This window comes from Hymenobacter glaciei (assembly GCF_039539585.1).
In the GTDB taxonomy this organism is placed as follows: domain Bacteria; phylum Bacteroidota; class Bacteroidia; order Cytophagales; family Hymenobacteraceae; genus Hymenobacter; species Hymenobacter glaciei.
Window position 1 is genome coordinate 84,194 of the sequence record NZ_BAABDK010000033.1, and the last position, 17,267, is coordinate 101,460.

The 17,267-nt window shown below is 60.0% G+C and carries 13 protein-coding genes; 6 read left to right on the top strand and 7 right to left on the bottom strand.

Features of this window, described 5'->3' with window-relative positions; genetic code table 11:
• Nucleotides 1-10 precede the first annotated feature (10 nt).
• The 6 genes from ABD837_RS22035 (at nucleotide 11) to ABD837_RS22060 (ending at nucleotide 9,383) form a co-directional block, all read left to right on the top strand.
• The gene (locus ABD837_RS22035; protein ID WP_345058926.1) at nucleotides 11-2,587 is read left to right on the top strand and encodes a PIG-L family deacetylase; all 2,577 of its coding nucleotides are present in this window, start codon (nucleotides 11-13) and stop codon (nucleotides 2,585-2,587) included.
• Nucleotides 2,588-2,769: 182 nt separating this feature from the next.
• Nucleotides 2,770-4,146, top strand: coding sequence for an aspartate kinase (locus tag ABD837_RS22040; protein WP_345058928.1), 1,377 nt, complete (start codon nucleotides 2,770-2,772; stop codon nucleotides 4,144-4,146).
• 117 nt (nucleotides 4,147-4,263) lie between these two features.
• Nucleotides 4,264-4,905 (top strand): phosphatase PAP2 family protein, encoded by a 642-nt coding sequence (locus ABD837_RS22045; protein ID WP_345058930.1) that lies wholly within the window; start codon nucleotides 4,264-4,266, stop codon nucleotides 4,903-4,905.
• Nucleotides 4,906-5,112: 207 nt separating this feature from the next.
• The gene (locus tag ABD837_RS22050; protein ID WP_345058932.1) at nucleotides 5,113-6,006 is read left to right on the top strand and encodes a glycerophosphodiester phosphodiesterase; all 894 of its coding nucleotides are present in this window, start codon (nucleotides 5,113-5,115) and stop codon (nucleotides 6,004-6,006) included.
• Between the two features lie 274 nt (nucleotides 6,007-6,280).
• Entirely contained in the window at nucleotides 6,281-8,221 is a 1,941-nt protein-coding gene (locus tag ABD837_RS22055) for a CocE/NonD family hydrolase (protein ID WP_345058934.1), read from the top strand.
• A 370-nt stretch (nucleotides 8,222-8,591) separates the two neighbouring features.
• The gene (locus ABD837_RS22060; RefSeq protein WP_345058936.1) at nucleotides 8,592-9,383 is read left to right on the top strand and encodes an SDR family NAD(P)-dependent oxidoreductase; all 792 of its coding nucleotides are present in this window, start codon (nucleotides 8,592-8,594) and stop codon (nucleotides 9,381-9,383) included.
• Nucleotides 9,384-9,489: 106 nt separating this feature from the next.
• On the opposite strand, the gene ABD837_RS22065 is transcribed toward ABD837_RS22060, so the two are convergent.
• The 7 genes from ABD837_RS22065 to ABD837_RS22095 all read right to left on the bottom strand — a co-directional run bounded on the left by ABD837_RS22065 (nucleotide 9,490) and on the right by ABD837_RS22095 (nucleotide 17,244).
• A complete protein-coding gene (locus ABD837_RS22065; RefSeq protein WP_345058938.1) occupies nucleotides 9,490-10,374 on the bottom strand; it encodes a DUF2911 domain-containing protein in 885 nt (294 codons plus the stop codon).
• Nucleotides 10,375-10,465: 91 nt separating this feature from the next.
• Nucleotides 10,466-11,107: a hypothetical protein gene (locus ABD837_RS22070; RefSeq protein ID WP_345058940.1), complete on the bottom strand. Its 642-nt coding sequence runs from the start codon at nucleotides 11,105-11,107 to the stop codon at nucleotides 10,466-10,468.
• A 78-nt stretch (nucleotides 11,108-11,185) separates the two neighbouring features.
• Nucleotides 11,186-13,033 (bottom strand): ABC transporter ATP-binding protein, encoded by a 1,848-nt coding sequence (locus tag ABD837_RS22075; RefSeq protein WP_345058942.1) that lies wholly within the window; start codon nucleotides 13,031-13,033, stop codon nucleotides 11,186-11,188.
• A 148-nt stretch (nucleotides 13,034-13,181) separates the two neighbouring features.
• Nucleotides 13,182-13,673: an energy transducer TonB gene (locus tag ABD837_RS22080; protein ID WP_345058944.1), complete on the bottom strand. Its 492-nt coding sequence runs from the start codon at nucleotides 13,671-13,673 to the stop codon at nucleotides 13,182-13,184.
• Between the two features lie 96 nt (nucleotides 13,674-13,769).
• Nucleotides 13,770-15,275, bottom strand: coding sequence for a sodium:solute symporter (locus ABD837_RS22085; RefSeq protein WP_345058945.1), 1,506 nt, complete (start codon nucleotides 15,273-15,275; stop codon nucleotides 13,770-13,772).
• Nucleotides 15,276-15,421: 146 nt separating this feature from the next.
• Nucleotides 15,422-16,090: a carboxypeptidase-like regulatory domain-containing protein gene (locus ABD837_RS22090; RefSeq protein WP_345058946.1), complete on the bottom strand. Its 669-nt coding sequence runs from the start codon at nucleotides 16,088-16,090 to the stop codon at nucleotides 15,422-15,424.
• A gap of 140 nt (nucleotides 16,091-16,230) precedes the next feature.
• A complete protein-coding gene (locus tag ABD837_RS22095) occupies nucleotides 16,231-17,244 on the bottom strand; it encodes an MBL fold metallo-hydrolase (protein WP_345058947.1) in 1,014 nt (337 codons plus the stop codon).
• Nucleotides 17,245-17,267: the final 23 nt, after the last annotated feature.

The window sequence follows — 17,267 nt, forward strand, 5'->3', positions numbered from 1 at the left end:
TCCTCCGCTCATGCGCCTTCTTTCACGCCCCGTCGCTGCCCTCGCGGCATCCTTCCTTCTTCATTCGGCATTCTTTATTAAACCTGCGTTTGCGCAGGCGCCCAAAACCTACACCTCCTCCGAAATCCTGCTGGGCCTGAAGAAGCTCAACGTGCTGGGCTCGGTGATGTACCTCGCCGCCCACCCCGACGACGAAAACACCCGCCTCATTGCCTACATGGCCAACGAGCGCCTGCTGGAAACCAGCTACCTGAGCTGCACCCGCGGCGACGGCGGCCAGAACCTCATCGGCCCCGAGCTGCGCGAAGGCCTCGGCGTGATTCGCACGCAGGAGCTGCTGGCAGCCCGGCGGCTCGACGGCGGCCGGCAGTTCTTCACCCGCGCCAACGACTTCGGCTTCTCGAAAACCTCCGACGAAACCTTCCGCATCTGGGACCACGAGCAGGTGCTGGCCGACATGGTGTGGGTCATCCGCCAGCGCCGGCCCGATGTGCTCATCACCCGTTTCCCGCCCGATGCCCGCGCCGGCCACGGCCACCACCAGGCCAGCGCCATCCTCGCCGCCGAAGCCTTCGACGCCGCCGGCGACCCCAAGCGCTTCCCCGAGCAGCTCCAATACGTGCAAGCCTGGCAGCCCAAGCGCCTGCTCTGGAACACCGGCAGCTTCTTCGTGAAGCCCGGCGAAAACATGGACGGCTACCTTAAGCTCGATGCCGGCGGCTACAACCCACTGCTGGGCCAGAGCTACGGCGAAATCGCGGCCCGCAGCCGCAGCAACCACCGCAGCCAGGGCTTCGGCTCGGCCGCCCAGCGGGGCGAGGCGCTGGAGTATTTCCAGCCCGTGAAAGGCGACAAAGCCACCAAAGACCTATTCGAAGGCGTGGACCAGACCTGGAACCGGGTGACCTGGGGGGCTAAATTTGGAAAGATGGTTGAGGAGCTAATCCGAGCCTATGACCCGAGCAACCCGAGCGCAAGCGTAGCGGGGCTGCTGAAGGTGCGGACATTAATGATAAACCCTGGAGCGGCCGTAGCTGATTATTCCTCTTCCTGCTTTTATAGAGAGAAGCGGAAAGAGGTTGAAGAATTAATTAAGGCTTGTTTAGGCCTTCATGTAGAAGCATCAGCGGAGCAAAGCAGTATCACTACGACAGACTTGCTAAAAGTAAAATGGCAACTAGTAAATAGGTCAAAAATCCCTGTTACGCTGAATTTCGCCAGGTATTATGCTACCAACGACTCCACCGGTGAAGTCAGTGCTACTAGTGATGTTGGGAAGGTTGACCCAGTAGTTAAACCCGGGGAATCTGTTGGGCAGGAAGATTCTTTTACTTTGACATTTAAACTGCCCGTTCCCATTTCACAGCCATACTGGTTGAGGAATTATGGGACCATAGGGATGTATAAAATTCCTAGGCAGTCTTTGGTAGGACTAGCCGAAAATCCACCAACCGTTCGGCTTGAGTTCCACATCAGTTTTGATGAACAAAACAAAAACGTCGTAGCCTTTTCCGTTCCCGTCCAATACAAGCACACCGACCCCGTGCTGGGCGAGCTGTACCAACCGCTGGCCGTGGTGCCGCCCGTGGCCGTGAACCTGCCCGCCGCCCGCGCCTACGTCTTCGCCGATGCCCAGCCCAAGACCGTGCCCGTGACCCTCAAAGCCGGCCGCGCGGGCGTGGCCGGCACGCTGGCCCTCACCCTGCCCCCCGGCTGGACCAGCACCCCCGCCCGCCAGTCCTTCGCCCTCGCCACCAAAGACGCCGAGCAAACCGTGGAGTTCCGCGTGCAGCCCGGGCCGGCCGCCGCCCCCGGCAAAACGGAGCTACGCGCCGTGGCCACCGTCGACGGCCAGGCCTACAGCCGCGGCATCCAACAAATCATCTACCCCCACATCCCCACCCAAACGCTGTTTCCTGAAGCCGTGGCCCCGCTCGTGAAGCTGGAGTTGCGCAAGCGCGGCCAGAACGTGGCCTACCTCATGGGCGCCGGCGACGAAGTGCCCGAAGCCCTGCGCCAAATCGGCTACAACGTGACTCTGCTCGAGGCCAAGGACCTCACGGCCGCTAATTTGAAGAAATACGACGCCCTGATGGTTGGCATTCGCGCCTACAACACCGTCGACCGCCTCAAAACCCAGCAGCCCGAAATCCTCAAATACATCGAAGCCGGCGGCAACGTGGTGGTGCAGTACGTGGTGAACCGCGGCACCGTAATGCCCGAAATCGGCCCGTATCCGATGACGCTTTCCAACGACCGGGTAACCGTGGAAGACGCCCCCGTCACGCTCTCGAAACACCCGCTGCTGGCCGCCCCCAACAAAATCACCACCGAGGATTTCAAAGGCTGGGTGCAGGAGCAGGGCTTGTATTACCCCTCGAAATGGGACCCGAAATACCAGACCGTCATTTCAAGCAGTGACCCCGGCGAGGCCCCCAAGGATAGCGCCATCCTGGTGACGGACTACGGCAAAGGACACTACATCTACACCGGCCTGTCGCTATTCCGAGAGCTGCCCGCCGGCGTGCCGGGCGCCTACCGGCTTATTACGAACATGATTTCCTACGGGAAGGAAGTGGCGCAGTAGAGCGGGTAATAGCGTCTGTTTAGAACGTCATGCAGAGCGCAGCGAAGCATCTCGCGTGCTACCACTAATCATTAACGATTGAGTTACTGCCCCACGCGATATGCTTCGCTGCGCTCTGCATGACGTTCTTTTGTGTTTTGAATTATCATTCTTAGGCTTTCCAGCCTCTTGTTTCGACCATAGTGCTCACAGTAGAAAAAATCGGCGGTACTTCGATGACCGCCTTCGCCGACGTTCTGCAGAACATCGTCTTCCACGGCCGCGAAGGCCAGGCCCTGTACAACCGCATTTTCGTGGTGTCGGCCTACGCCAACGTGACCAACTGGCTGCTCGAAAACAAGAAAACCGGCGACCCCGGCGTGTACCACCGCATCACCCAGAACCAGGAGTTTCGCTCGGCCCTGCAAGACGTGGCCGACAAGCTGAAGGAACTTAATAAGCATTACGAGCCACTGGGCCTCGATTTGGTCGTGGCCGATGCCTTCATTCAGCAGCGCATCGACCAGGCCCAGACCTACCTCGACAGCCTCGTGAACGTGCTGGCCTCGGGCTACGTGAACAGCAGCAACATTCTGCAGGCCGCCCGCGAAATCTTGGCCTCGATAGGGGAGGCGCACTCGGCGTTCAACTCCGTCAACATCCTGCAAAGCCGGGGCGTGCAGGCCACGCTGGTCGACCTCAGCGGCTTCGACGACGCCCAAGCGCTGACCATCGACGAGCGCATCCGTCAGGCCTTTGCCGATATCAATTTCGCCAACACCATCTGCATTGCCACCGGCTACACCAAGGGCACCGAGGGCATTATGCGCGAGTTCGACCGGGGCTATTCCGAAGTCACCTTCAGCAAAATCGCCGTGGCCGTGCGGCCCCAGGAGGCCATTATTCACAAGGAATACCACCTGTGCTCGGCCGACCCCAACCTGGTGGGCGTGGACCAATGCCACCCGGTAGGCTTCACCAACTACGACGTGGCCGACCAGCTCGCCGATGTGGGCATGGAGGCCATTCACCCCAAAGCCTCGAAGCCGCTGGAGATAAACGCCATCGACCTGCGCATCAAAAACACCTTCGAGCCCGAGCACCCCGGCACGCTCATCACCCGCGACTACATTTCGCCCACCAAGCGCATCGAAGTCATCACCGGCACCGACAAAGTCGTCATCATCGACATCCACGACCCCCTCATGGTGGGCGCCGCCGGCTTCGACCTGACGCTGATGCAGGTGTTCTACGACCTGGGCGTGAGCTACATCTTCAAGGCCACCAGCGCCAACAGCATCTCGCTGCTCATCTGGGAGAAGGACCTGCGGCCGCAGCTGCTGGCTGCTCTCGAGGCCAAATACGAGAATATCACGGTCGAAAAATCGGCGCTCGTCTGCCTCATCGGCTCCAACATCGACGAGCCCGGGCTGCTGGCCCGCGCCGCCGGCGCCCTGGCCGATTCCGGTATCAACATCCGCAGCGCCGGCTTCGCCCTGCGCAAGGTGAACATTCAGTTCATCGTGGGCCGCGAAGACTACCAAACGGCCATCATCGCCCTGAACCAGGCAGTAGGGTAGAAACGTAGCGCGGACTTTTAGTCCGCGTCCCCGCGCCGTTAAAATCCGTTTACCCGACCGAATGGCACGGGTACGCGGACTACACAGTCCGCGCTACAGTCGCGCTACTTTCGCTTCATGACGCTTCGCCAGTTCCTGCTCTTTACGGCCATTTCGTTGCCGGCTTGCGCCCTGCTCATATTGTTCTTAGACCAGCCGCTGGCCGGCTTCATCCACGGGCATTTCACCTGGGCCACGCCTTTCTTCGCCGCCCTCACCGCCACCGCCGACCGAATTCACGAGGCGCTGATGACGCACCTGCTGGGCCTGCCCATCATCTTCCTGGCGCTGGGATTAGCTTTTGCCATCGGTCGCTATGCGCTCAAACGGCGCGGGGCCACGCTCTTCCTGGTCCTGCTGCTCACCCACGAGTTCAGCATGGTGCTGGCCAATGTGCTGAAAGGCGCGGTGCACCGCCTGCGGCCGGAGGTGCAGTTCGGGGCCGGCTACACCGGCACGGGCCTGTGGGCCGAGACGCCGCACAACGACTCGTTTCCGTCGTACCACACCGCTGTTTATTTCAGTTTGTTCTGGCCGCTGGCGGTGGCGTTTCCGAAGTATCGGGTGCCGCTGCTGGTGCTGCCGGCGTTCATAGCGCTGGGCCGGCTGGTGCTGGGCGCGCACTACCTCAGCGACGTATGGTTTTCGCTGTGGCTGGTGGTAGCGCTCACGTTTTTGTTCGGCCGGCTGGACAAGCCGCGTCAATTAGAACAGGTGTAGAGACGCGACCCTTCGCGTTTCAGGGTTGAACGACCGGAGCCTCATCGTTCGCCGGTGCGCTGGCGTCATCGTTCAACGCGGAGACGCGATGGGTCGCGTCTCTACAACCCAGCGGGGCCAGCCGGCCTGATAACGGGGTGGGCCCGGCAACCCCACTTGCCCTTTACCGTTCAGCCCCAACCGGCGCGTGCCGGCCCTCACTTTTGCATGAATAAACACCGCTTACTCCCGGCCGCTATGCTGGCGCTGTTCCTGTTTGTAACGCTGGCGGCCTGCACCACCACCAAACCCGTAGCCAACCCAAAGCTGGTGGTGCTTGGCCACGCTGGTTCTGGTTTCTATACGCCCATTAGCCCGTTCAACTTCCGGCCACCGAGTAGCTGGCGCGGCATCCGGCGCGCCCTGCTGCGCGGGGCCGACGGCGTTGAAGTTGACCTGCAAATGAGCCGCGACAGCGTGGTGATGCTCTACCACGACCAGAAAATGCAGGACGGCAGCACCGGCACGGGCTGCATCAGCGAGCGTACGGCGGCCGAAATCGTGCAGGCCCGCTACCGCGGCGGCTTCCCCTACGACCTCATTCAGAAGGAGCGCCCCATTAGCTTCGATACGCTGCTGGCCCGTCTCAACCGCCGGCCTAGCTTCCCGTTCATCCACCTCGATTTGCACGAGGACGACCAGTGCCTGCCCGCCGGCCACCAGCACGACCGCACCCCGCTGCTGGTGCGCCAGATTGCCCGTAGCCTCGCCCGCTACCACGTGCCGTCGGCTAAAGTCCTCTTCGTTACGCAGGAAGGCCCCACCGTGCGGCTCGCTCGCCGGGCCATACCGGGCGTGCGCGTCGGCCTCGAAATTGCCTCCGATGAATTTGCCTTCGGCCTGAAAGTGGCCAAAACCGAAAAGGTGCACACCATCGTGCTCGATGCTGACCGGGTGACGCCCGAACAAAGCGCCCAGGCCCACGCCGCCGGCTTCACGGTGGTGGTGTTCGGTGGCCGCTCGCCCAAGGACCTGCGCCGCGTGCTCGAAACCAAGCCCGATGAGATTGAGGTAGACAACGTGAAGCGCCTGCTGCAAATGCAGGGCCGGGGCGGGAAGTAGGGCAGGGGAGCGCCCGGAGGAACGTCGTGCTGAGCTTGTCGAAGCATCTCTACCGCTTCCGTTTGTCATCCTGAGCTTGCGAAGGACCTTATCAGGTTAGCACGATTTGTTCACTGGGGAAAAAATGCTTCCTTCGTCAGCATGACAACGAAGCGGTAGTAATGCCTCGACTGCGCGGACGCCAGACAAGCACGACGGGCTTTTGAGCAATGCCAGCCAATTTGAAACCGGCTTCTACCTTTACCGCGGTACTCCCCCTCAAATCCTGCGCTGCATGAAATCAACCTTACTAGTTGCCGCCCTACTCGGTGCGGCCACAGCCCTGCCGGCGCTCGCCCAGCAGTCCGGCCCGGCCTACCCCGTGTTGTCCGAAGGCGAAAAAGCTCGCTACGCCACCCTCATGGCCGATACGGCCTACATCAAGGAGCACTACAAAAAGACGGAGCACCAGGTGGCCATGCGCGACGGCGTGAAGCTCTACACCATTGTGTACGCGCCGACCGATGCCGACAAGGTGCGCTACCCCGTTATGCTCAACCGCACGCCCTACGCCATCGGGCCCTACAAGTCGGCCCGGATGAAGCTGAACCTTGGCCCCAGCAGCGAGATGATGCACGAGGGCTACATTTTCGTGTACCAGGACGTGCGCGGGCGCTACATGAGCGAGGGCCAGTTCATCGACGTGCGCCCCGAAAAGGAAGTCCACAAAGGCAAAACCGACGTGGACGAGGGCACCGACACCTTCGACACCATTGAGTGGCTGCTGAAAAACAAGCAGGCGCCCAAAAACAACGGCCGCGTGGGCCAGTGGGGCATCAGCTATCCCGGCTACTACACCGCCACCGGCCTGCTCGCCCGCCACCCCGCCCTGAAAGCCGCCTCGCCCCAGGCCCCGATTGCGGACTGGTTCTGGGACGACTTCCACCACAACGGCGCGTTTTTCCTGCCCCACGCCTTCAACTTCCTGGCGAGCTTCGGCCTGCCCCGGCCCGAGCCCACGCCCACCGGCAACCCCGGCTTTAAGCACGGCACGCCCGACGGCTACGACTTCTTCATGAAGATGGGCCCGCTGAAAAACGCCGATGCCCGCTACTACAAGGGCCAGGTCGCGTTCTGGAACGAGATGATGCAGCACCCGAATTACGACGAGTATTGGCAGGCCCGCGACCTGCGCCCGCACCTCAAAAACCTGCAAAAGGGCACGGCCGTGCTCACCGTGGGCGGCTTCAACGATGCCGAGGACTTGTTCGGCGCGCTCAACATCTACAAGAGTATCGAGAAGCAGAACCCCGGCCTGCGCAACGGCCTCGTAATGGGCCCGTGGGTGCATGGCGGCTGGGCCCGCGGCTCCGGCGAGCTGGTGGGCAACGCCGCCTACGGGGCCGCGCCATCGTACTACTACCTGAAGGAAATTGAAGCTCCGTTCTTCAAGTCCTACCTCAAAGACGGCCAGCCCGCCAACCTGCCCGAAGCCACCGTGTTTGAAAGCGGCACCAACCAGTGGCGCACCTTCGATGCCTGGCCGCCCAAAGCCGCGCAGGATAAAACCCTCTACTTCCAGCCAGGCGGCAAAATTGGTTTCGAGCAGCCCGCCACTGGCACCGAGTTCGACCAGTTCCTGAGCGACCCGGCCCATCCCGTGCCCTTCTCCGAAGCCACCACTGTGGGCATGACCCGCGAGTACATGACCGACGACCAGCGCTTCGCCAGCCGCCGCCCCGATGTGCTCACCTACCAGACCGACGTGCTCACCGGCCCGCTCACCCTGGCCGGCCCCATCCAGGCGCTGCTGCAAGTGGCCACCACCGGCTCCGATGCCGACTGGGTCGTGAAAATCATCGACGTGTACCCCGACGACACCCCCGACAACCCCCGCCTCAACCCCAACGTGCACCTCGGCGGCTACCAGCAGCTGGTGCGCTCCGAGGTGATGCGCGGCCGCTTCCGCAACAGCTTCTCGAAGCCGGAGCCCTTTGTGCCCGGCCAGGTTACCGCCGTGCCCTTCACCGTGCAGGACCTGATGCACACCTTCCAGCCCGGCCACCGGCTGATGGTGCAGGTGCAAAGCACCTGGTTCCCGCTCGTCGACCGCAACCCGCAGAAGTACGTCGACAACATCTACAACGCCGAAGAGTCCGATTTCCAGGCCGCCACGCACCGCCTCTATTTCAGCCCCGAACACGCCTCGCAGCTGGTGCTGAAGGTGCTGCCATAGCGGCTCGGGCGACGCGGCGTGAAGTTGCTTGTTGTTGCGAGTTGAGGGCAGCGCAACCCGGCAATCTGTCCTTCCAAAGCGACCAGCCTAGTGAGGTAACAACCTCTTTTTTAAACGCAAAAAGCCCCGACACTGTGCAGTGTCGAGGCTTTTTGGTGTGAGAGCGGGTCTGGTTTTGACAGGACGGATTGCCGCGTTGCGCTGCGCTCGTATCCGCTTCCTGCTTCTTGTAAGCCGCGAGGGTAGCCAGTGCGCACAACCACCAATCATACAGCGGCTGAACTTCCTGAAAACTTGCGGATTATGATGTTAAATGGCGATTATTTTATATATTAGTGTAAGTTATCAATTAACCTTAATCCTATCAGTTATGAACGACCAAACAGCCCTGATTACCGGTGCCTCAAGTGGTATCGGTTTCGAACTCGCCCGTTGTTTCGCCCGCGACGACTACCGGGTGGTACTCGTGGCCCGCCACCTCGATGAGCTCAAAGAAGCGGCCCGGCTGCTGCACCAGGAGTTTGGCGGCGTCGACGTCGTGCTGCTGCCCTTCGACCTTTGCCACCCCGATACGCCCGCCAAGCTCTACGCCGAAACTGCTGCGCGCGGGCTGCAGATTGACGCGTTGGTGAACGATGCCGGCTTTGGCGAAACCGGCTACTTCACCGATACCGACCTGGCCACCGAGCTCGCCATTATCCAGGTAAATGCCACGGCCCTCGTGCAGCTGACCAAGCTTTACCTGCGCGACATGGTGGCCCGCAACAGTGGGCGGGTTCTGCAGGTCGGCTCGTTGGCTTCCTTCACGCCCAGCCCGTGCCAGGCCGTATATGCCGCCACCAAGGCCTTTGTGCTCAGCTTCACCGAGTCGGTGCAGCACGAGCTTAAGCAGCAGAAATCGGCCGTGACCATGACTGTGCTTTGCCCGCCTCCTACCGCTACCAACTTCTTCCAGGTTGCGCACGCCGAAAACACCCGCGCCGCCAACCACACGGTATCGGCGCGCACCGTGGCCGAAAATGGCTACGACGTACTCATGGAAGGCGGCGCCCGCAGCTTGCCCACCATGAGCGCCAAGCTCAACTTTTTCACCAGCCTCGTGCTCCCCGATTCCATGCTGGCCACCATCATGAACCACCAGCTGCACCCGGTGTATAAATAGAAAAAAAGAAGGCTGCAACGTAAATGCTGCAGCCTTCTTTTTTTTATTAGTAATCAGGTAATTACACACAGAATGGTCGTGCATTGCCTGAACATGGGGCGAATGTTTACTTGCCCATCTTCTTGGCTTCCGCCATCAGCTCCTCGTTCATTTTCACGTACTCGCCGTTGGGCGGTGTGGCGGCCAGGGCAGCCTTCTTCGACGCTTCAGCGGCTTTGGTAGCGCCGGCGTAATCCTTCATTTTCAGGCGGATTTTGGCTTCCGTGTTCAGGTTCCAGAACTTGGTGGGCTCGGCGGCGTTGGCTTTTTCCATCCAGGCCAGGGCCTGCTTCAGGTCCTTGTTGTTGTCGAGGTAGTACACGGCGGCGGCGGCCAGGTCGCCGGGGGCGGGGGTAGCGGCTTTGGTGATTTTCTCGTCAATCTGGGCCATTACCTTGGTGTCCACATCGGCGGTTACCTTGAACTTGGCGCCGGTCATTTCCCACTCCAGGGCCACGTTGGCGGTGCCGGGGGTAATATCGGTGAAGTTGATGGTGAAGGTTTCGACCTTGCTGGCCACCTTGTAGGGCTTGATAGTGAAGCGAGCCACGTCTTGGTCGTCCTTGAAACCGTCCACGTCGGCACCCTGCTTCAGGCTTTTGTTGAGCACCACCAGCCACTCCGTCTTGTTCGGGATGGTGTAGAGGCCGTACTCGCCGGCGGCTACTTTCTTGCCCTCAATCACCACATCGTCCGAAAACTTGATGCTGGTGGTGGCATTGGCGCCCGTGCGCCAGCGCTTGCCAAACGGCACCACCGTGCCGAAAATGGTGCGCGCCTTCACGCTTGGTCGCGAGTATACAATGGTGATATCCGTGAGACCCACGCGCTGCATGACGGTGCTCTGGGGGCTGGCGGCGGGAGTGCGGATTTGGGCGTGGGCGGCCGGGCTGGCCAGCAGGGTAACAGCCGCTGCAACAGCGACGGAGAAACTTGCGAAGTGCTTGCTCATTAGTGAGGGAGAGGTGAGTTATGTTATTGTGGGGCTAAAAATACGAAACCCACGCTTGGGGCGCGGGTTTTGAGGAATGACAGAGTAATTATCATCGCTGCATCTGTGCTAGCTGCGTCACCAAGTCAACTCGATTAGGCCCTTGCCCTTCAAGCAATGCGGTCAAATGATTAACCGCACTCATTTTGGCTTCCGAATCAATTCGGACTGCTATTCTCATCGGCCCATGTGTCGATGTGTTGGCAAATTCTCTCGCTTTACCAATACACTCAACCAACTCTTTTTCGTCTAATAGAGACATTTTATTCAGTTGACTTGGGCTATTACGCCTAGAAACGGGCTGTTGCAGATAATATGGAAGGCTTTCCACATTAATTCTTAACAATGGAATTTTAGCTAGTTCCACCAATTGAGTAGAAGTAAGGCTGACGTGATGCTGTAAGGCAACAGCTTTAATCGCTGCCGTTTGAATTGCTGGAGAAGTGACCGAAAAAGCCAGTTGGTTTTTCGCTGTAAGGCTAATGACCACTTGATGATAGTCAGCAAGCTTGCAGTGCCAAGTGGATGAGGAGGGAAGATGCTCAGAAGCTACTACTTCATCGGTCGGGTTGTGAAAATGTCCCAACAGGAAGAAGCTCACAAACAACAGCAGAACGCCAGCAAGTGGCGCAATGTCCGGCAACGAAATTCTTCGCTTGCTACCTGAATGAGTTCTGGATTTCACAAAAGTCATCTCCTAAAATAATCACGGCCCTTGCTCCGTGAAATCTAAGGAAGCAAGGGCCGTAATTGTGTGTTTATAAACCAAATGTTACGTCAGCTCAAACTGTAGCCGCAGCAGGTTAGCATAGAGCCCGCCTTCGCGCTCGCTTAGCTCCTCATGGGTGCCGGCCTCCACGATGCGGCCACCGTCAATCACGAGGATTTTATCGACTTTACGGATGGTGGAGAGGCGGTGGGCGATGATGAGGCTGGTGCGGTGCTCCATTAGCTCATCGAGGGCGCCCTGCACCAGCTTTTCGCTTTCGCTGTCGAGGGAGGACGTGGCTTCGTCGAGAATGAGGATGGCGGGGTTTTTCAGGATGGCGCGGGCAATGGCCACGCGCTGGCGCTGTCCGCCCGAGAGCTTAATGCCGCGGTCGCCCACCACCGTATCGAGCGCTTCGGGAAAGGCCTGGATAAACTGCCAAGCATTAGCCCGCTCGGCAGATTCGATGATTTCAGCGTCGGAAGCGCCTGGCTTGCCGTAGGCGATGTTCTCGCGGATGGTGCCGCCGAATAGCAGCGTTTCCTGCGGCACAATGCCAATGTGGCGGCGCAACGCCGTAAGGTCGTAGTCCTGCACATCGTGCCCGTCCACGATGATGCGGCCGCCGCTGAGCGGGTAAAACTGCATCAGCAAGCCGGCGATGGTGCTTTTGCCCGCGCCGCTGGGGCCGACCAAGGCAATTTTCTCGCCCGCTGCAATGTGGAAGTTGATGTCCTTGAGTACCGCGATGTCGGGCCGGGTGGGGTAGCGGAAAGCCACGTGCTCGTAGCGGATGTCTCCCTGAATACGGGCCGGCGTGAGTCCCACTGCTGGCTCGATGTGCGTAGGCTCGGGCGTTTCGTCCAGAATTTCGAGGATGCGCTCCGACGCACCGAGCGTGCTCTGTACCTTGCCATACATCTCGCCGAGGCCCGCGATAGACGCGCCGATGAAAACAGTGAAAAGGAGAAATGTTAGCAGTTGGTCCACTTCGAGGTGGTCGGGGCCCGGATTATAAACCAATGTAGCGGCTCGCCACAGAATGAGAATAATGCCTCCGGTAAGGCCGATTATGACAAACGACACGAAGCCGCCTCGGAAGAGGTTACTGCGCAATGCTACTTGTACTGCTCGGTTGAGTGCCGTGCCGTAACGCTGGGTTTCAAAATGCTCATTGGTGAAAGCCTTCACCGAGTTAATAGCTTGGAGGGTTTCTTCTACAATGGTGTTAGTAGTAGCTAGCTCCTGTTGGGTGCTACGGGCTAGTGTACGAATTTTACGGCCAAAAATGCCTGCTGCCAATACAATAGGTGGAAATGTCGCCAGCATAAACAGCGACAGTTTTGGCGACACCACCATGATGGCGGTGATGCCAATAACGAGCGTGAATACCTGACGGAATAGTTCAGCAATGGTGAGCGAAAACGTTTCCTGAATCTGAGCCACGTCGGTCGTTATGCGCGAGGTGATAGCCCCTACCCGGTTCTGCTCAAAGAAAGGGATGGGTAACTGCACGAACTTAGCGTATAGCGCCTTGCGGATGTCGCGCACTGTGAACTCGCTTACTTGCGTAAAAAACCAGATGCGCCCAAACGAGAAAAGGCCCTGAAACACAATAATAACAAACAGCAGCATCGCAATGCGGCCTATTCCCAACTCTATGCCGTTGGGCAATATGAATGGTTTATGACTAGCTGCGCCGACGAGTTTGCCGGCTAGCCACGGAAAGGCCATAAACGTGCTGCTACTAAGCACTAGCATCATCAGGCCCACGGAGAACAGGCCTTTGTAAGGCAGGACGTAGCGGAAAATCCGCAGGCTGCGCTTGAGTGATTCCTTGTTTACTTTCGGTTTGGGCAGGTCGGCGGCGAGTGCATCGCCGCCGCTGGTATTGAGTCCACTACGGGCCATCGGGTCTTATCTAATTCTGCTAATTATAACGCGGCAATTTCGGCCGCCGGGCATGCGGCACTGGTAAAGCGCCGTCGAGAGGTTCAGGGAATCAGACCGTCATGCCTCGGCTACGCTCGGCATGACGGTCTTCTATCAGGTTGTTCGCTTATTGGTGCCGGCCGCGCGCGGGCTGGCGGCGCACCTGCTCCACGTGCATCACGCCGGCCGCGCCGAAGGGCACGGGCAACTGCACCAGCACCGGCAGCGGGTGGCCGCGGCGCATGGCTGGCTGCCAACCTGAGAGCAGGGCCACTACGCGCAGGGCCTCGGCGTCGCACTCGGGTGAAAGGGACTGGGCCACCACGGGGTTGCTGATGCTGCCGTCCTCATTTACGGTGGCGTTCACCAGCACCTTGCCGCTGACGTTGTTGGCTCGGGCAGCGGCGGGGTAGTTGATGTGTTCGAGGAAGAACAGGCCCATGGATTGCTCACCGCCGGGGTACACGGGGGCGCGGTCGGGCCGATTGGCGGCGGGGTTGCGCTGCACCTGCATCTGGCCGGGCTTGAGGATGATGGTTTGGCCGGTGGCCGGAGCGGGTTGCTGGGCGTGGGCAGTGATGCCGGCCAGCAGCGCGAGGGGAATAAATAAAATCTTCATAAACGAAGGGAAAGCAAAGACAGGGCCGGAGGTGCGTCGGCACCGCCACCCGGTAAAGCAGCAGACGAATAAGTCGCCGAAATACTCAACCCCGGACTACGCCGTCAGGTTCGCCGGAGCCACGGCCGCATCGGCTGGGCGCGAAATGAGCAACAGGCCGAGGTACACCAGCGCGCCGTTCAGCAGCAGGATTTCGAAGCCGAACTTGTAGCCGTTCAACCACTCCTGCGAGTGCGTCACAATAAGGAGCGTGAGGCTGACGGCGGCCACGCAGGTGGGCAGCACCAGCCGGTCGCGCAGCTGCCGGTGGGTGAGGATACCGAAGGCGAACAGGCCCAACAGCGGCCCGTAGGTGAAGCCGGCCGCCTTGTACACGGCATCAATCAAACTCTGCTCGTTGAGGACCCGGAAGATGAGGATGATGACAATGAGCACCACCGACCAGCCCAGGTGGGTGAGCTGGCGCATACGCGTCTGCTTCGCTTCGGGGTATTGGGTGATGTCGAGAAAGTCGATGCAGAACGAGGTGGTGAGCGAAGTCAGGGCCGAGTCGGCAGAGGCGTACGTAACGGCGATGATGCCCAGCACGAAGATGATGCCGGCCGTGAGCGAGAACTGCGTGGTGGCTAGGAAGGGAAACACCTTGTCGGTATCGAGGGTGCCTTTGAGATTGAGAAGCTGGGGCAACTCGGCCAGCTTGAGGCCGCGAGCAGCGGCGTACTGGTACATGAGCACGCCCAGTGTGAGGAACAAGATGTTGACCCCCACGATGACCGGCGTGAACCAGAACAGGTTCTTCTGGGCTTCGCCGAGGCTGCGGCAACTCAGGTTTTTCTGCATCAAATCCTGGTCGAGGCCAGTCATCACGATGGTGATGAACATGCCCGAGGCGAACTGCTTCCAGAAGAATTTATCGTCGCGGAAATCGGAGAAATACACCTGCGACATCGGGCTGTCGCGCACCGAGCTGATGAGCTGCTTGAAGGAATAATTCAGCGCATCCGACATGAAGTAGATGCTCAGGGCCACGCAGCTCAGCATGGCCAGCGTCTGGAAAGTGTCGGTCCAGAGAATAGTTTTCAGCCCGCCCTTGAAGGTGTAGAGGTAGATGAACAGGATGCTGACCACTACCGTCACCTCAAACGGCACGCCCATCGCATCGAACACCGCCAACTGCAGCACGCCGGCCACCAGGTACAGCCGCAGAGCCGAACCCAGCGACCTGGAAATCAAGAAGAACAAGGCACCAGTTTTATAGCTCCAGTAGCCAAAGCGCTGCTCCAGATACGAATAAATGCTCACCAGCCGCAACCGGTAGTAGAGTGGCAGCAGCACGGTGCCAATTACCACGTAGCCGGCCACGAAGCCCAGCGCCACGGCCAGGTAGCTCCAGCTTTTGCCGTACACGTTGCCCGGCACCGAGATGAAGGTGACGCCCGAAAGCGAGGTGCCAATCATGGCAAACGCCACCATGTACCACGGCGCGTTGCGGTTGGCCACGAAGAAGCTTTCGCTGGTCGCGCCCCGCGACGTGAGCAGGGCAATGATGATGAGAACGACGAAGTAGCCCGCAACCAGGCTCAATACTAAAGTTGGCGACATTTTCTAGCGGTTAGCTATTGGCTGTTAGCTGTCCGCTTTTATAGCGACAGTGCAGCAGTAAAGCGCAAAGCTAACAGGTAGCTGCCCGCGCATCGGCAGCTTCTTTATGTCGTAACTGGCCGCGCCGGGCCAACGGGCTAATCGAGCTACTGCAGCCGCCGACTAAACAAGCTCTTTAACGTCCATTTGGCGCGCTCCGGCAGCGACGGCTGGCGCACCGAAAAGACGCTGGGGTTGCTGGTGGGGTTTAGGTGCAGCACCGCATCGTGCTGAAGTGGGCCATCGCTCTGCAGCGGGAGGGGCCATTCGTCGGTCGTCATCCCAACGCTCATAAACTGAATTTTGGCGGCTTCGGGCAACGCTTTGGCATCCGGGAGGAGCAGCTCATAGCGGCCTTCTGCATCGGTCGAAATCCCCACCTGCGTGCCAGCCAGCAGCACCGTCGCAAAGGGCATCGGCTCAGGCTTGCCCTTGTCAGAAACGAACGTTACCGTTCCGGTAAGCTTGCGCCCGCCCGACGTTTGGGCCATTGCCGGGATAACGGCCGACAACGCCAGCGCCAGCGTGGTCGCTGCCGCCAGTTTGGCGCAGGCGTTGGGCGGGGACACCTGGCCCCAGTGTTTTAGCTGGTCGGGCGTGTACATGCCGCAAAGGGCGTTGCCGTGCTCGGCCTGGGTGCGGGCAATGGTTGGCCAGGCCATGCCTGTAAAGTCATAAATCTCCTTGTCGCACTGCCCACAAAGGCGGCCGTTGGCCGTGGGCTGCATCTCGAGCCAGGGTTGCCCGCAGGGCTGGGGCTTGGGTAGGTTATGCATTTCTGGAAGAAGTATTGACCCGCGAGTAGCAGTCAGCGAAAGGAAAATTGAAGCCAACAAATTACCACCAATAGGCAGCTCTGTCTGGCCCTCTACCGATGCAGGCAGGGCGCAAAATGCACACATTCCCAAACCAAAATCTACTCCCAGTCCTGCCAGCGCATCACCTCGCCCACAGCAGGCGCGTGCAGTTCGCCGCGCAGCATGCCACCGGCCGCCACTTCCCTGATTTGGCGCAGGGGTTCGGAGGCGGGCTCATCGGCCAGGTCGAAGGTGCCGTAGTGCATGGGCACGACGTGGCCGGCGCGCAGCACGTTGGCAGCTTTGGCGGCTTCGTGGGGGTTGACGTGGCTTTTAGCCATCATGTAGGCGGGCTTGTAGGCCCCAATGGGCATCAGGGCGATATCGATGGGGCCGAAGCGGGCTTCAATGGCCTCGAAATGCTCGGCGTAGGCGGTGTCGCCGGCGAAGTAGATGAGCCGGTCCTGCACCCGAATCATGAAGCTGCCCCAGAGCACCTGGTTCAGGTCGGCCAGGCCGCGGCGGTGCCAGTGGGCGGCGGGCAGGTAGGTGATTTCCAGCGGTGAATCGGGGCCGAGGTCGTACTGCTGCCACCAGCCGGCTTCTTGCACCGGCAGGGCCGGAGCCATGCCGCGCAGCAGCGGGGCCATGCGCAGCGACGACAAAACCCTCATTTGTGGATTCTGGGCCGCCAGCAACTGGATGGATTTTTCGTCCAGGTGGTCGCGGTGCCCGTGCGAAAGCAGCAGGTAGTCGATGCTGCGAATGGCCTCGGGCTGGCAGGGCAGAGGGTGGCGGTGCCGCAAGCCCCGCGACGAGAAGAGGATGGGGTCAAACAGCAGCGATACGCCCGCCGCACGCAGCAAAAAGCTGGAATGGCCCAGCCACACCAGTATGTCGTCGGTGGAAGAAAATGCTGCTGCGCAGTCCACCACTTCCGGGGCCCAGGTGTCGCGCTTCTTTTCCTCCTTCTGCGGGTTGGTCGAAAGCTGCCACTTCAGCACTGTGCCAAAGCTGGGTTCAAACAACTCCTCGCCGTTGGCGAATTCGCGGCCAAACAGCTTGTTGCCGGGGTAACCGGGCCGCACGGTAGGCAGCGCCTCGTTGCGTAGATAGGAAATGCGTTTGGCCATGAAGCAGGAATGGGGTTAGCCCG

Bases quoted from the DNA above. Each gene is read 5' to 3' on its own strand.
- ABD837_RS22090 (WP_345058946.1), bottom strand. From the start codon at position 16,090: ATGCATAACCTACCCAAGCCCCAGCCCTGCGGGCAACCCTGGCTCGAG.
- ABD837_RS22035 (WP_345058926.1), top strand. From the start codon at position 11: ATGCGCCTTCTTTCACGCCCCGTCGCTGCCCTCGCGGCATCCTTCCTT.
- ABD837_RS22055 (WP_345058934.1), top strand. From the start codon at position 6,281: ATGAAATCAACCTTACTAGTTGCCGCCCTACTCGGTGCGGCCACAGCC.
- ABD837_RS22065 (WP_345058938.1), bottom strand. From the start codon at position 10,374: ATGAGCAAGCACTTCGCAAGTTTCTCCGTCGCTGTTGCAGCGGCTGTT.
- ABD837_RS22045 (WP_345058930.1), top strand. From the start codon at position 4,264: ATGACGCTTCGCCAGTTCCTGCTCTTTACGGCCATTTCGTTGCCGGCT.
- ABD837_RS22095 (WP_345058947.1), bottom strand. From the start codon at position 17,244: ATGGCCAAACGCATTTCCTATCTACGCAACGAGGCGCTGCCTACCGTG.
- ABD837_RS22070 (WP_345058940.1), bottom strand. From the start codon at position 11,107: ATGACTTTTGTGAAATCCAGAACTCATTCAGGTAGCAAGCGAAGAATT.
- ABD837_RS22080 (WP_345058944.1), bottom strand. From the start codon at position 13,673: ATGAAGATTTTATTTATTCCCCTCGCGCTGCTGGCCGGCATCACTGCC.
- ABD837_RS22050 (WP_345058932.1), top strand. From the start codon at position 5,113: ATGAATAAACACCGCTTACTCCCGGCCGCTATGCTGGCGCTGTTCCTG.
- ABD837_RS22060 (WP_345058936.1), top strand. From the start codon at position 8,592: ATGAACGACCAAACAGCCCTGATTACCGGTGCCTCAAGTGGTATCGGT.
- ABD837_RS22085 (WP_345058945.1), bottom strand. From the start codon at position 15,275: ATGTCGCCAACTTTAGTATTGAGCCTGGTTGCGGGCTACTTCGTCGTT.
- ABD837_RS22075 (WP_345058942.1), bottom strand. From the start codon at position 13,033: ATGGCCCGTAGTGGACTCAATACCAGCGGCGGCGATGCACTCGCCGCC.